Below are 12,874 nucleotides of genomic sequence, written 5' to 3' on the forward strand. Positions count from 1 at the left end.
ATGACGACGGAATCCACCATCCTCCTCACGGGCACCGGTGCTTTCGCTGCCCGCATCCTGTTCGACATCGCAGCTACCGCCACCGCCCCGACACGCGTCGTTCTCGCGGGCCGCAATCGCGAACGCCTGCAATGGCTGAAGGTTGCGGCAGGCGCCCGCGCCGCGATCTTCAATACGCCCGTGACCGTTGTTGCACGCGAAGCGGATCTGCTCGCTGATGGCGTTCCCGGCGAATTGCTCGAAGAGACGAAGTCGGATGTGGTCGTGCAGGCAGCTTCCGTGCAGACTTCGTCCGTGATCGCAGGATCTGGGGATGCTTGGAGCAAGCTCGTTCAAGAGGGAGGATTGAGCGCGACTGCCGTCTTCCAGGCGGTTCTCAGCTCCCGTGTGGCGGCAGCCATGACACGGCTGGGAAGTACCGCTCCCCTGATCAACTGCAGCTTTCCGGACGTCGTGAACGGATTGATCAAGGCACTCGGGCATCAGGTCATCAGCGGCATGGGCAATGTCGCGATTTTGTCCAATGTGTTCGCGGCCGACCGCAACCTGATGGACAGAGACCGGATCAAGGTTCTTGCTCATTATCAGCATCTCGGAGCGTGGCGCCGCCCCGCTGAAGCGCGCGTCGGATCGGCACCACGAGTCTGGATCGACAATGAGGAGATCGGGGATGTGTTCGGCACCTTCCGCGATGTGAAGCTTACGCCGGAGCCGGTCATCGATATCTCCGGAGCAAGCGGCGTACCGATGATCCTCGCTCTCGCAGAGGGGCGCAGCTGGACCGGCCATGTTCCGGGGCCTTACGGCCTGCCGGGAGGCTATCCGGTGAAGCTCACCGACGGTGTGCTTTCACTCAACCTGCCGCCATCCATCTCGCAAGATGAAGCCGTGTCCTGGAACGCGCGTTTCGAGGAAGAGAACGGTCTCGTCATCGGCGAGGATCGCCGGGCGCGCTACACGGGTGTGTTGCGCGAGCGTCTGGCTCAGCATTCACCAAGCCTGGCGGAAGGCTTCGAGGTGTCCGACCTCGAGGAGGTTCATCGCTCGATGCAGGAACTGCGCACGAAGCTGCAGCAGAACTGACTTAGAAGCCTACTGCAGCGTGACCAGCACCCGCGCTGCAGCACTGAAAGATTCGGCGCGGTTTTTTCCAAGGCATAGCCATCATGAGATCTTCTCTGCCTTCCGTTGATCCATCCGACCGTTCCTGGTGGCTCGATGAAGCTTTGAAATCCGAGGGCAACGTGCCAACGGCTGCGCCTCTTGAAGGAGAATGCACGGTCGATGTCGCCATTGTCGGCGGCGGTTTCGCCGGGCTTTGGACAGCGCTCACGCTCAAACGCCGCCGCCCCGATCTTTCCATCGCCCTGATCGAGGCATCCATCTGCGGGTCCGGCGCAAGCGGCAAGAATGGCGGAAAAGTTCACGGCTATTGGTCATCCCTGGGCACAGCCGTTCAGGCTCTCGGGCGGAACGGCGCCCTTGCCATCGCCGAGGCAGGCGACTGGGCGCAGGATGGCATCCGGACCTTCGCATCCGAGTGCGGTCGTGACATCTGGTGGCGGGAAGGCGGAAACCTCGTCGTTGCCGCGACGTCACGGCAGGAAGAGAAGATCGCGGCTATCGTGGAGCAGGCCCGTGAGCTCGGCGCGGAAGACCATGTCACCGTTTTATCCGTGGAAGAGGTGCAGGCGCGCTGCGCATCACCGGTATTCCGGCGCGGTCTCTTCTATCCCGATGCAGCGACCGTACATCCCGCCCGCCTAGCTCGTGCGCTCCGACAGGCTGTCATCGACCAGGGCGTCTCTCTTTTCGAGAACACGCCCATGCTCAGTGTCACTCCGGGGAACCCGAGCCGGATCAAAACGCCTCGTGGCCAGATCATCGCTCGGGAGGTCGTGCTCGCGACCAATGCAGCGTTAAGCGAGCGTCGGGAGATCCGACCGCATGTCAGCATTTTCTCCAGCTATGTCGTCATGACCGAGCCGGCACAGGATCAACTCGCTTCCATGAACTGGACCGGCGATGAAGGTTTGGCTGATCTGCGCATGTTCCTGCACTATTCCCGCAAGACGGAGGACAACCGCGTCCTGATGGGATCAGGATCCGGTCCGGTCAGTTACGGCGCTCATGCGCAGGCGCGGCATCTCACCCATGACAAGGCGAGCATCGGACGCGCAGAGGCTGGGCTTCGCCGGCTGCTCCCAGCATTGCGGGACATTCCTCTCGCCCGCGCCTGGGGCGGCGCAATCGATGTTTCCGCCGACCGCCTGCCCTTCTTCAAGACCATACCCGATACGCGGATTCATTACGCCTGCGGTTTCTCGGGCCATGGCGTGAACGCCACCTATATTGCCGGACAATGCCTCGCATCGCTGGTCCTTAACGAGAGAGACCGCTGGTCAGGATTGCCGTTCTGTACGCGCCCGCTGCCAAGCCTGCCGCCCGAGCCGTTCCGTTTCACCGGCGCCAGCGCCATCCGCTCCGCCATTCTCGCATGCGAAGAAGCAGACGAGCAGAATCGTGGTGCGCCTGCCCTGGCGCGAGCCGTTGCCGCACTCCCGAAACTCCTTGGGCTCAGGATCGGCGTTCGCTAACCCGTGGCACGGATCATTGGAACTATGGTTCCGCTTAGCGCGGGACAGAAAATGTTACCAAGCCCAAGCCGGACGGCAATGCAATGCGCCATAAATCTCGCGCCAGCATCCGCCACCGGCTGGATGACCGATGGTGCAGGCCTAGGCTGCACAGATCCGGCAGGAATTTCGCGGTAACTCACCGGATGCGTGACATCAGGGTTGCGCTAGCACACGGTTGATGGCCTTCTCGATCCACTCGTCCCGCGAAACCCCGGCCCGGCGCGCCGCTTCATCGACCTGACGCACCAAATCCGGCGCCAGGGGCATCTCGACAAGGATCGCATCCTCGTCCGATCCAGGCGGCACATATGCCAAGCCTGTCACCATCCGCGCGAAACGCTGGACCCGATGCACTTTCTGCTGATCCGAGAGCGCGCTGTCGGCTGCGACGAGCGGGCAATATGCGCTCACCAGGTAATCGACGACCAGAGCAGGGCTCGTGCCGCTCCCGCGCAGATCGGCCATCACTTCGCCAAGACGATTGTTGGCGGTGATGTCATTGGCCCCTGAGAACAGGCCGTTGAGTGAAGAAATCGATTTTGCCGCTTTCGCGGCAACCGTATCAGGGCAAGTGAACGCCGCATTCGCTGGCGTCACAAGCGCACTCCCGAACCCGGCGACCGAGATCAGGGCGGCAAGCAGGTTTTTTCTGCGAAGCATCGCATCCTCCTCAGATCCTTCAGCTTAAGTCTTCAATGAGGAGGAAACATGGACGAGCGATAGCGGCAGCCGAAGAGCGTAGGCTCGAAAGGGGAGCCTGACATCGGTTAGAAGCCCGTCATGAATATCACCGAAAGTCGAATATCGAACGTGAAGCCGCTGACGACATAAAGCTCATTTATAGGTGCGTCCAAGGATATGATTGGACCCAGCATGGTCCGCCGGGTCTCTTGAAATCATGAAACGATCTTGGGGAAGTGACATGGCGGAAGATCTCGCAAGCATCCTGTGCAACAATATGAAAAGCAAGCTCGCCCGGGGCGAGGTTGTCTCCTCTATGACCGCGCGCCTGGTTCGCGGCGTAGAAATCGTACGGATCGCGAAGACGGCGGGCTTCGACTCCATCTATGTCGACTTGGAGCATTCCAGCTTCAGCTTCGACACCACGGGCCAGATCTGCATGATGGCGCTCGAAGCCGGGATCGCCCCCTTCGTGAGAGTTCCCACGAGCAGGCCGGAATACATTGCAAGAGCCCTCGATGGCGGCGCATTGGGCGTAATCGCGCCCGACGTGAGAACGGCGGAGGAAGCACGCGCCATCGTGAATGCGGCGAAATTCCCCCCGTTCGGACAGCGTGGCGTCTCCGGAGGATTGCCGCATCTTCAGTTCCGTACATTCCCGGCATCTCAGGCTTTCGCGGCCATGAACGAGGCCACGATGGTGATCGTTCAGTTCGAGTCGGCGGAGGCCGTGAGAAACGCGGATGAGATCATGGCGGTCGAAGGCGTGGACATCGCCCTTATAGGCACCAACGATCTGATGGCCGACATGGATGTCGCCGGCCAAGTCGATCATCCGAAAGTGCGCGAGGCCTACACGCTCACCATCGAGGCATGCCGAAAGCACGGCAAGCATGCTGGTGTCGGCGGACTTTCCGCCCGGCAGGATCTCGTCAGCGAGTTCGTGAGGATGGGAGCGCGATACGTGTCGACGGGGACGGATCTCAGCTTTCTGCTCGCTGCAGCGACCCAACGCGCGCGCCAGGTGGCGGAACTTCAACTTTGATCCGTCAACCTGCCACCGCCTCCCCGCGCCGTGTCCTTGACGTCGAGCATAGCCCGCTCGACTTCGGCATGCCCGCAGGAGCCTGCGATTGCCATGTGCATGTGTTCGGCCCTTATGAGCGTTTCCCGCTTTCTCCCCATCGGGTTTATATGCCGGGGCCTGCGCCGATCGAGGATCTGATCGCTCATCAGAACGCACTTGGTCTGGAGCGCGTGGTCATTGTGCAGCCTAGCATCTACGGAACCGATAATTCCTGCATGCTTCACGCGCTTCGCCGCCTCGGATCTCAAGCCAGAGGCATCGCGGTGGTGGATTCGGGAATGCCGGAACCAACGCTCCGCGAATTGCATGAAGCAGGCGTGCGCGGCCTTCGCGTCAATCTCGAAACCGCGGGCGTTGCGGACCCTGAAGCCATCGCTCAGCACATCGAGGCGTCAGCCGCTCAAGCAGCACCCTTCGGCTGGCATCTTCAGGTCTATACGGATCTCGACATCATCGCGACCCTTCACGACCGGATTCAGGCTCTGCCTGTACCCGTGGTGTTCGATCACTTCGCAAAAGCAAGAGCCGAAAAGGGACAGCATCAAACGGGGCTCCCTGCCCTCCTCTCCTTGATGCGGTCGGGCAAAGCCTATGTGAAGCTCTCCGCTCCCCGCCGTATTTCCGCCAGGCCCGATCACGCCGATGCCGGAGAAATCGCGCGCACGCTCCTGAAGGCCAATCCCGAGCGCCTCCTCTGGGGCAGCGACTGGCCGCATCCCGGCGCTTGGCCCGGAATCCCGCGCGATCCGAACCGCATCGAACCGCTCCATCCCGACGATGACGGACTGGCCTTGAACAGGCTCAATACATGGATGGGGGACGCCGCTCTGATGAGACAAATTCTCGTCGACAATCCAGCGCGTCTTTATGGGTTCTAACGAGCCCGCAGCCGAGATTTCCGCCCGAACAGAAGAGGGATGTATCCAATGACGTTTGCCGCACAGCACACCAGTCCGGAAGCCGCGCAGCTCTATGCAAGAGCTGAAGACGCAAGAGCATTCGCTACCCGCATTCTCATGGCCAACGGTCTTCCCGATGAGGATGCGAAGGTTGTGGCGAACTGCCTCATCCGGGCCGATCTGCGCGGCGTCGATACTCACGGATTGCAGTATCTTCCCCATTACCTCAAGCGCGTGCGCAGCGGCTTGATCAATGCAAAACCCTCTCTGTCGCTCCAGAAGGTTACGCCCGTCGCGGGCTTGCTCGATGGCCAGAATGCCTTCGGCTTCGTCGTGGCCACATATGCCATGGCGGAGGCTGTCGAAATGGCGAGGGAATTCGGAATCGGCCTGGTCTCCGCCCGGCGCAGCACCCATTTCGGAATGGCCGCATGCTATGTGCTTCAGGCGGTCGAGGCCGGCTTCATCTCCATGGTCTTCACCAATGCCTCGCCCGCGATGCCGCCATGGGGCGGCCGCCAGGCGCTGCTCGGCACGAGTCCGCTTGCAGCAGGCGTTCCAGCTGGCTCCGAAGTGCCTTACATCCTCGACATGTCGCCTGCCGTCGCCGCTCGCGGCAAGATACGCCGTGCGGCAAAGCTCGGACAGGACATCCCGCTCGGCTATGCTCTCGATGCGTCCGGGCGGCCGACGACGAATCCCAAGGCCGCTCTTGATGGCGGCGTCGTTCTTCCGATCGGCGGCCCTAAGGGCTCGGCCCTGTCCATGCTGATGGACATTCTCGGCGGCGTCCTGTCGGGCGCCGCCTATGCGGGGGGTGTCGCCAATCAGTTCGAGGTATTCGACAGGCCGCAGGATGTCGGCCATTTCTTCCTTGCGATCAAACCGGATCTGTTCGTTTCACGCGATGATTTTCTCCAGCGAATGGACACGCTGGTGCAGCGCGTGCACGGTTGCCCCAAGGCGGAAGGTTTCGACGAGATCTTGATGCCGGGCGAACTGGAATCCCGGCTCGAAGCGAGCCGCGTCCGCGCCGGAATTCCCTACAATGCAATCGATATCGCAGCGTTGCAGAAGGAAGCCGCCACAGCTGGCCAAGCGCCTCTCGCGGTGGCCCAGCAGCCCTTCGCTTCATGACAATGAAAAGGGGGGCGCAACCCTAGGGCTGCGCCCCCAACAGGTCAGCATCAGATCACACCGCCTCAGATCACGCCCTGGCGGCGAAGATCCTCCAGCTCCTCATCCGGCAAGCCCAAACGCCCGCCGAACACTTCTCGGTTTTGCGCCCCGAGCGCGCTGCTGGGCTCCAGTGGCATAGGCGGCACACCTTCATACCTGATCGGGCTGTTCTGCACGGCGATGCGGCCATATTGCGGATGATCAATCCATTGCAGGCTGCCTCGGGCATGCATGTGCGGATCGTTAATCACCTCGCTGAGGTCGCGCACCGGTGCGTGAGGTACCCGATGTGCAAGAAGGGTCTCCACAAGCGCCGCCTTCGTATGCAGACGCGTCCACGCGCTGACGAGTTCATCCACTTCATCGATATGGGCAACGCGCGTCTTGAGATCCTGGAATCGTGGATCGTCCTGGAGATCCTCACGTTTCATGGCCTTGAGCAAAGCATGAAAATGGCGGTTGTTGTTGCATATGATAGCGATATGCCCATCCTTCACCGGATAGACATTGTAAGGCGCTTCCGCCAGGCCTCCGTGACGGTTGCCGGTGCGCACGGGAATCTTCCCACCGCTGCCGTGATACAAAGCCAGATTGGAGCTCAAAGAGGCATACACGGCCTCCTGCATGGAGACTTCAACGACACGTCCCCTGCCCGTTCTCTCACGTTCATACAGCGCTGTCGCGATTCCACCGTAGAGATGGATGCCTGCGAAGAAATCGCAAAGCGCCGGTCCCGATTTCACCGGCGGGCTATCAGGAAAGCCGGTGATGCTCATGATGCCGGACATAGCCTGCACGGTGATGTCCATGGCCGGATAGTCGCGATAGGGCCCGGAACGCCCATAACCGGTACTCGATGCATAGATCAGGCGCGGATTGGCTTTATGCAGATCGTTTGGCCCGATCCCGAGACGCTCAGTAACGCCGGGCGCGAAGTTCTCTACCAGAACATCGGCCGCGCGAACCATCTGAAGGAAAAGCTCGCGCCCCCGCTCTGACTTCAGGTTGAGCGTCACTGATTTCTTGTTGCCGTTGAGCATCGCAAACGGCAGGGCCGCTCCGCCGAGTTCCGCACGAACCCGAAGATGCTCCCCGCCATGCGGCTCGATCTTGATGACCTCGGCTCCGGCCATCGCCATGAGGAAGGTTGCATAAGGACCATTGTAGATGTGGGAGAGATCGAGAACCACCAATCCGGAAAACGGATATCCTCGACGGTCCATCGTGGTCTGAGATTGCACTTCACTCTCATCCCTGGTGCCGGTATCCATCAGAAGGCTCCCATGCCGAGGAAGCCGTCGACATCATCGAATTCGGACACGATTCTCTTGCCAACGAGATCCTTGAGCGTCTCGGTCGTGCCACCGCCGAGCGTTCCATAACGGGCGCCACGGTACAGCCGAGAGACGGCATACTCGTCCGTGAATCCGTATCCGCCGTGAACCTGGATTGCCTCGCTGGTCACGCGGTTGGACATCTCGTTGCAGTACATCTTGGCCAGCGCCGCCTGATACGGATCGGGGAACGGATTGGCGGTGGCGCAGGCGCGATACAGAATGCTGCGGCCGACCTCGATATCCCGATACATTTCCGCGAGCTTCCAGCGCATGCCTTGGAAATCGCCGATCGGCCGACCAAAGGCCGTCCGCTCCCGAACATACCGCACGGATTCCTCGAACGCTCCTTCGGCAAGACCGAGCGAGATGCTGGGATTGAGGCAGCGCTGCGTGTTGAATGCGGACAAAAGCTTGCGGAAGCCATCTTCCCGGATCACGACATTCTCAAGCGGAATCTCGCATTCGTTGAATTGAACCTCCGCCAGATTTTCGCCGCCCATCGTATGATAGCGCGCCGTAATCTCCAGGCCCGGCGTGTCCTTCTCGACGAGAACGCAACCGATCCCTTCCCGTCCGGGCTGGTTGTCGATACGACTGAAGATCACGAAGGCGCTCGCCTCGTCGACGCGACTGATGAGCGTCTTGACGCCCTTCACGACGGCCTTGTCGCCCTTGATGGTAGTATTGGTGCGATAGTTTGCGACATCCGTGCCCGCGTGGGGTTCGGTCATGCAGATCGCCAGGATAGCATCGCCGTTGCACACCGCGGGCAGGATGCGCCGCTTGAAGGATTCCGGCGCATAGGTCGCGATAATGCGTGTCTGCGTTCCTACCTCGCCGAGCACGGCCATGGCGGTGACATAGCATCCCTTGGCGATTTCCTCGAGAACGAGCGCGGTATCGAAAACTCCCATACCCGAACCGCCGTATTCCTCCGGCACCGCCATGCCCAGAACACCGAGTTCTGCGAGCTTTCGGATATTCTCCCAGGGAAAGCTGCCATCCATGTAGCGCTGCGCACGTCCCTTGAATTCACCCTGTGTTACTTCACGGATGGTTCCAACGATGCTGCGCTGCTCGCTCGTAAGTTCGAACTTCATGGTGTCATGCTCCCCTGATGAAATTTTTGTCAGGTAACCGGGCATAATCCGCCATCGACATTGATGGCGGTCCCAGTCACATATGATGCGGAATCCGATGCGAGAAAGCAGGCGACATTGGCGAACTCCTCCGGCTCACCGAGACGCTGAAGCGGTACCTGCCGGGCCTGCGGCTCGACATATTCCTCGAAAGGAATGTCAGGCGCATCGCGCTGATGGCGACGTTCCCATTGCCCGCTCCTGATGACGCCCACGCAGAGCGCATTCACCAGGATGTTCCAGGGCGCAAGCTCCTGGGACATGACTTTCGTCAGTGTGATCCCGGCAGCGCGGCTCAACGTCGTTGGAGCACTGGCGGCTTTCGGCGCCTTGCCATTGGCGCTCACGACGTTGATGATGCGGCCCCACCGCTTTTCCTTCATGCCCGGAACGACAAGCTGCGACAGGTTGACGGCGGCGAAGAGCTTGAGGTCCATATCTGCGATCATGCTGTCGCGGGACAGATCTCCGAAGAACGAGCGGCTGGAGCTGCCGGCGTTGTTGACCAGAATATCGGCAGCTCCGAATTCGGCCTGGATCGCCGCCATCACTTCGCCAACCCGCTCGCGATTCGTAATGTCACAGGCATATCCGGCAACCTTGCCCGCAGCATTATGACGGATCTCGCGAACCGCATCGTCAAGCACGCTCTCACGCCGCGCGAGAACGGCCACATCGGCTCCCGATTGCGAGAGGCGCGCGGCAATCGCCTTGCCGAGCCCCTCGCTTCCTCCTGTGACGATCGCTGTCTTGCCTGTGAGATCAATCAGCATCGCCGATCAGAGCTCCCGCAAGGCGTTGAACTGATCGACATAGCCGGAGCCATCGATCCTGACGCCGATAACCGTCGTCCTGCCGGTTTTCAGGGCAGCACTGATCGCGTCCTGCAAGCCGTTTTCCGTGTCGACCGTGACGCCATCTGCCCCGAAGCCCTGGGCCATCTTGTCCCAGTCGCATCCTCCGACGCTGACGCCGTGGAGCGGCAGTCCCTTGATTTCCTGCTTCACGCGGATCAGCCCGATCTGCTGGTCGTCGAGCACGATGACGATGATCGGCAGGTTTTCGCGCACGGCTGTCTGAAGCTCCGCGACAGCCATCAGAAAGCCGCCATCGCCAGTGAACGCCACCACCGGCCGGTTGGGATGCGCAAGACGCGCAGCCAGGGCACCGGGAACCGCATACCCCATCGAGCCAAGGCCGTTGGAGGTCAGGAATTCGCGCGGACCGTAGGATTGCCACTTCTGCACAACCAAGAGGCGGCTTGCGCCGGCATCGCAGGTCGCGATGGTGTCCCGCGGCAGGACCGCGCGGGCGACTTCCATCGCCCGTTGCGGCGAGAGCCCTTTGCTCGGCGTGTTGAGCGCGTCGATCACATCCTGTCGGAAGACCGATGCGGCCCGTTCTCCCCAGTTGCTTCCGCCCGAGCACAGCTCTGTGATCTTGCGCAGGAGTACCTTCAGGTCGCCGATAGCTTCGATCTCGGCCGGGACGAGCGCATCCAACGAAGGCGTGCTCGCAAGCGCCACCAGCGGGGTCGTGTAGGGCCACGCCTTCGGCTGCAGCTCGACGCCGTCCAATCCTACCGTGATGATCAAGTCGGCTTCGCTCACGAGCTTGCGCTCTATGAGTCCGCCGATGATGCAGCCCGCGCGCAGGGGATGGTCCTCAGGGATCGCTCCCTTGCACTTTGAGGTCACGAGAACGGGCGCGCCAAGCTGCTCGGCTAATGCGACGAGTTCGTTCGATGCCTTGTCCCATAGGACTCCGAGACCTGCGAGGATGACCGGCTTGCGCGCGGCACGGACCCGGTCGGTAACAGGCTTCAGAGAGGCCGCATCGGGCTCGGGATACAGCAGGTTCGGCATCAGCGGCGGCTCGGCGTTGAGCGGCGCGGCCTCCTTGGTCGTCTCGCTTTGCGGAATGTCGAACTGGACCGGCCCCGGCGCTGGCGCCGTCGCTGTCCGCATGGCGCGGCGGAGCTGCTGCCGAATGGTGCGTGCATCGACGGTCGTTCCCCATTTGACGAGGGGAGCATAGACAGCAAGCTGATCGATGCGCTGGCGCAGGCCGACCTCATGGGCCGGTTGCGAATACCGATCCGTGAGCAAAATGAGCGGTGCGCGATCGAGAAAGGCATGCGCCGCGCCGTTGACCATGTTCGCAGCGCCGGGGCCACGCGTGGAAAGGCACACGCCGGGAGAACCCGTGATCTCACCCCAGGTCGCCGCAAGCATCGCGCCTGCGGTTTCCTGCTTCATCAGAATAAAGCGCATGTCGCGCTGGCGCGCGGCCTCCATCAGCTCGACGGACTCGCCCCCTGGGTGTCCGACAAGAAACGGTGTCCCGGCTTCCTTGAACGCATCGGCCATGACTTCAACGGTAGTCGACATTGGTAATCCTCCCGGAAAATGCAGCGCTCCGCTTTCCTTGATGCGGATAGGCGCGTGAGATTTTTTGATCAGCCGACGTGCCAGTAGAGGCCCTTCGGCTCCATGTAGGTTCTTATCCCCTGAAGCCCCTTCTCGCGGCCAAGACCACTTTGCTTGAAGCCGCCGAACGGTGTGGAGATCGAAGTTTCCTTGTAGGTGTTGATCCAGACCGTTCCGGCCTGAATGGCGCGAGCGACCCGCCACGCCTTGGCGAAGTCGCTGGTCCATAACCCCGCGGCCAAACCGAATTCCGTATCGTTGGCCTGTTCGATCAGATCGCTCTCGTTCTCGAACGGCAGAACGACGGCGACAGGACCGAAGATCTCTTGTTGAGAGATACGGGATTGGTTCGTGACACCAGCGATCACGGTTGCAGGGTAATAGGCGCCCTGCTCGAAGCCTCCGCCGGAAGGCAGCTCGCCGCCCACGAGGATCTGCGCGCCTTCCTCGCGTGCGAGTTCCACCGTGCGCGCAATTTGGTCGCGATGATTAAAGCTGACCATCGGTCCCATGCGCGTATAGGGTTCATCGGGTTTCCCGAGCGTGTAGCCTCGTGCCGCCGCCGTGAAGCTCTCCATGAAGCGTTCGAAAATGGAAGCCTCGACAAAGACGCGCGATCCCGCGATGCAGGATTGTCCTCCGCCGGAGAAAATCCCGTCAGCCACGGTTTTCGGAGCCCGATCGAGATCGGCATCGGCGAACACGATATGAGGCGACTTGCCACCGAGTTCGAGAACAACGGGCTTGAGGCGCTTTCCCGCCTCTGCGGCAATGGCACGTCCCGCCGCCGTTCCGCCGGTGAAGCTCACCATGTCGATTCCGGGATGCTCGACCAAAGCGCGCCCAACATCGGCAGCCCCCGTGACAACATTCAAGACGCCTGCGGGGAAGCCTGCCTCGATGGCAAGCCGCGCATATTCGAGCGCGATGCGGGGCGTGACCTCTGACGGCTTGAGAACGACCGTGTTTCCGGCGGCGAGAATCGGTGCGAGCTTCTGCGCTTCGAGCGTCAGCGGTGAATTCCATGGCGTGATCGCCGCCACGACGCCGACCGGTTCATAGACGGTCATCGTCACGCTGGGGCCACGTTGCGTCGTGAGTTCGCTCTCGAAGGTTTCGCAGCCTGCGGCGTAATAGCGGAAGGTCGCGGCAGCGCTCGTCGCCTGAGCGGCGCATTCCGAGAATGTCTTGCCGTTGTCCTCCATCTGTACGCGGGCCAGATGCTTTGTATTCGCAGCAATGAGATCGGCCATGCGATAGAGGAAGGCGGCTCTTTCATGATGCCGCAGCGCCGCCCATGCGGGATCGCGGAGAGCCTCGCGTGCCGCGTTCACGGCGTCATCGACGTCCGCAATTCCCGCACCTGCAATCCTTTCAATCTCGCCGCCGTTGCTTGGATTCACGGAGACGAATGAAGCGCCCTGCCCTTCCCGCCATTGGTTGCCTATCATGAACGGCCGCAGATCCATGCCGCTTCTCCTCAA

11 protein-coding genes are annotated in these 12,874 nt (G+C 61.3%); 5 read left to right on the forward strand and 6 right to left on the reverse strand.

What is annotated here, in order from left to right:
- Together MHY87_RS01605 and MHY87_RS01610 are read left to right on the forward strand one after the other, a co-directional pair.
- Positions 1 to 1,083 (forward strand): hypothetical protein, encoded by a 1,083-nt coding sequence (locus MHY87_RS01605; protein ID WP_239348722.1) that lies wholly within the window; start codon positions 1 to 3, stop codon positions 1,081 to 1,083.
- An 83-nt stretch (positions 1,084 to 1,166) separates the two neighbouring features.
- Positions 1,167 to 2,597 (forward strand): FAD-binding oxidoreductase, encoded by a 1,431-nt coding sequence (locus MHY87_RS01610; protein WP_239348724.1) that lies wholly within the window; start codon positions 1,167 to 1,169, stop codon positions 2,595 to 2,597.
- 195 nt (positions 2,598 to 2,792) lie between these two features.
- Here MHY87_RS01610 and MHY87_RS01615 read toward each other — a convergent pair whose 3' ends face one another.
- The gene (locus MHY87_RS01615; protein ID WP_239348726.1) at positions 2,793 to 3,299 is read right to left on the reverse strand and encodes a CopG family transcriptional regulator; all 507 of its coding nucleotides are present in this window, start codon (positions 3,297 to 3,299) and stop codon (positions 2,793 to 2,795) included.
- A gap of 262 nt (positions 3,300 to 3,561) precedes the next feature.
- Here MHY87_RS01615 and MHY87_RS01620 point away from each other — a divergent pair, with 262 nt between their 5' ends.
- Genes MHY87_RS01620 through MHY87_RS01630 form a run of 3 tightly spaced genes read left to right on the forward strand, consistent with a single transcriptional unit; the run spans position 3,562 to position 6,443 of the window.
- A complete protein-coding gene (locus MHY87_RS01620; RefSeq protein WP_239348728.1) occupies positions 3,562 to 4,365 on the forward strand; it encodes an HpcH/HpaI aldolase/citrate lyase family protein in 804 nt (267 codons plus the stop codon).
- Positions 4,362 to 5,285, forward strand: coding sequence for an amidohydrolase family protein (locus MHY87_RS01625; RefSeq protein ID WP_239348730.1), 924 nt, complete (start codon positions 4,362 to 4,364; stop codon positions 5,283 to 5,285). Before MHY87_RS01620 ends, MHY87_RS01625 begins: the two co-directional genes overlap by 4 nt.
- A 48-nt stretch (positions 5,286 to 5,333) precedes the next feature.
- Positions 5,334 to 6,443, forward strand: a complete 1,110-nt coding sequence (locus MHY87_RS01630) for an Ldh family oxidoreductase (protein ID WP_239348732.1) — start codon at positions 5,334 to 5,336, stop codon at positions 6,441 to 6,443.
- A 65-nt stretch (positions 6,444 to 6,508) separates the two neighbouring features.
- On the opposite strand, the gene MHY87_RS01635 is transcribed toward MHY87_RS01630, so the two are convergent.
- From MHY87_RS01635 to MHY87_RS01655, 5 genes are all read right to left on the reverse strand, one after another.
- A complete protein-coding gene (locus MHY87_RS01635) occupies positions 6,509 to 7,756 on the reverse strand; it encodes a CaiB/BaiF CoA-transferase family protein (RefSeq protein ID WP_239348734.1) in 1,248 nt (415 codons plus the stop codon).
- Complete coding sequence (locus MHY87_RS01640) at positions 7,756 to 8,922, reverse strand: acyl-CoA dehydrogenase family protein (protein WP_239348736.1); 1,167 nt, start codon at positions 8,920 to 8,922, stop codon at positions 7,756 to 7,758. Before MHY87_RS01640 ends, MHY87_RS01635 begins: the two co-directional genes overlap by 1 nt.
- Positions 8,923 to 8,951: 29 nt before the next feature.
- A complete protein-coding gene (locus MHY87_RS01645) occupies positions 8,952 to 9,734 on the reverse strand; it encodes an SDR family NAD(P)-dependent oxidoreductase (protein WP_239348738.1) in 783 nt (260 codons plus the stop codon).
- A gap of 6 nt (positions 9,735 to 9,740) precedes the next feature.
- Complete coding sequence (locus MHY87_RS01650; RefSeq protein ID WP_239348740.1) at positions 9,741 to 11,351, reverse strand: thiamine pyrophosphate-binding protein; 1,611 nt, start codon at positions 11,349 to 11,351, stop codon at positions 9,741 to 9,743.
- 68 nt (positions 11,352 to 11,419) lie between these two features.
- Entirely contained in the window at positions 11,420 to 12,859 is a 1,440-nt protein-coding gene (locus MHY87_RS01655; protein ID WP_239348742.1) for an aldehyde dehydrogenase, read from the reverse strand.
- Positions 12,860 to 12,874: the final 15 nt, after the last annotated feature.

This window comes from Microvirga sp. ACRRW (genome assembly GCF_022346925.1).
In the GTDB taxonomy this organism is placed as follows: Bacteria; Pseudomonadota; Alphaproteobacteria; order Rhizobiales; family Beijerinckiaceae; genus Microvirga.

Coding starts and splice junctions, on each gene's coding strand:
- MHY87_RS01605 (WP_239348722.1), top strand. CDS start 1: ATGACGACGGAATCCACCATCCTCCTCACGGGCACCGGTGCTTTCGCT.
- MHY87_RS01610 (WP_239348724.1), top strand. CDS start 1,167: ATGAGATCTTCTCTGCCTTCCGTTGATCCATCCGACCGTTCCTGGTGG.
- MHY87_RS01615 (WP_239348726.1), bottom strand. CDS start 3,299: ATGCTTCGCAGAAAAAACCTGCTTGCCGCCCTGATCTCGGTCGCCGGG.
- MHY87_RS01620 (WP_239348728.1), top strand. CDS start 3,562: ATGGCGGAAGATCTCGCAAGCATCCTGTGCAACAATATGAAAAGCAAG.
- MHY87_RS01630 (WP_239348732.1), top strand. CDS start 5,334: ATGACGTTTGCCGCACAGCACACCAGTCCGGAAGCCGCGCAGCTCTAT.
- MHY87_RS01635 (WP_239348734.1), bottom strand. CDS start 7,756: ATGGATACCGGCACCAGGGATGAGAGTGAAGTGCAATCTCAGACCACG.
- MHY87_RS01640 (WP_239348736.1), bottom strand. CDS start 8,922: ATGAAGTTCGAACTTACGAGCGAGCAGCGCAGCATCGTTGGAACCATC.
- MHY87_RS01645 (WP_239348738.1), bottom strand. CDS start 9,734: ATGCTGATTGATCTCACAGGCAAGACAGCGATCGTCACAGGAGGAAGC.
- MHY87_RS01650 (WP_239348740.1), bottom strand. CDS start 11,351: ATGTCGACTACCGTTGAAGTCATGGCCGATGCGTTCAAGGAAGCCGGG.
- MHY87_RS01655 (WP_239348742.1), bottom strand. CDS start 12,859: ATGGATCTGCGGCCGTTCATGATAGGCAACCAATGGCGGGAAGGGCAG.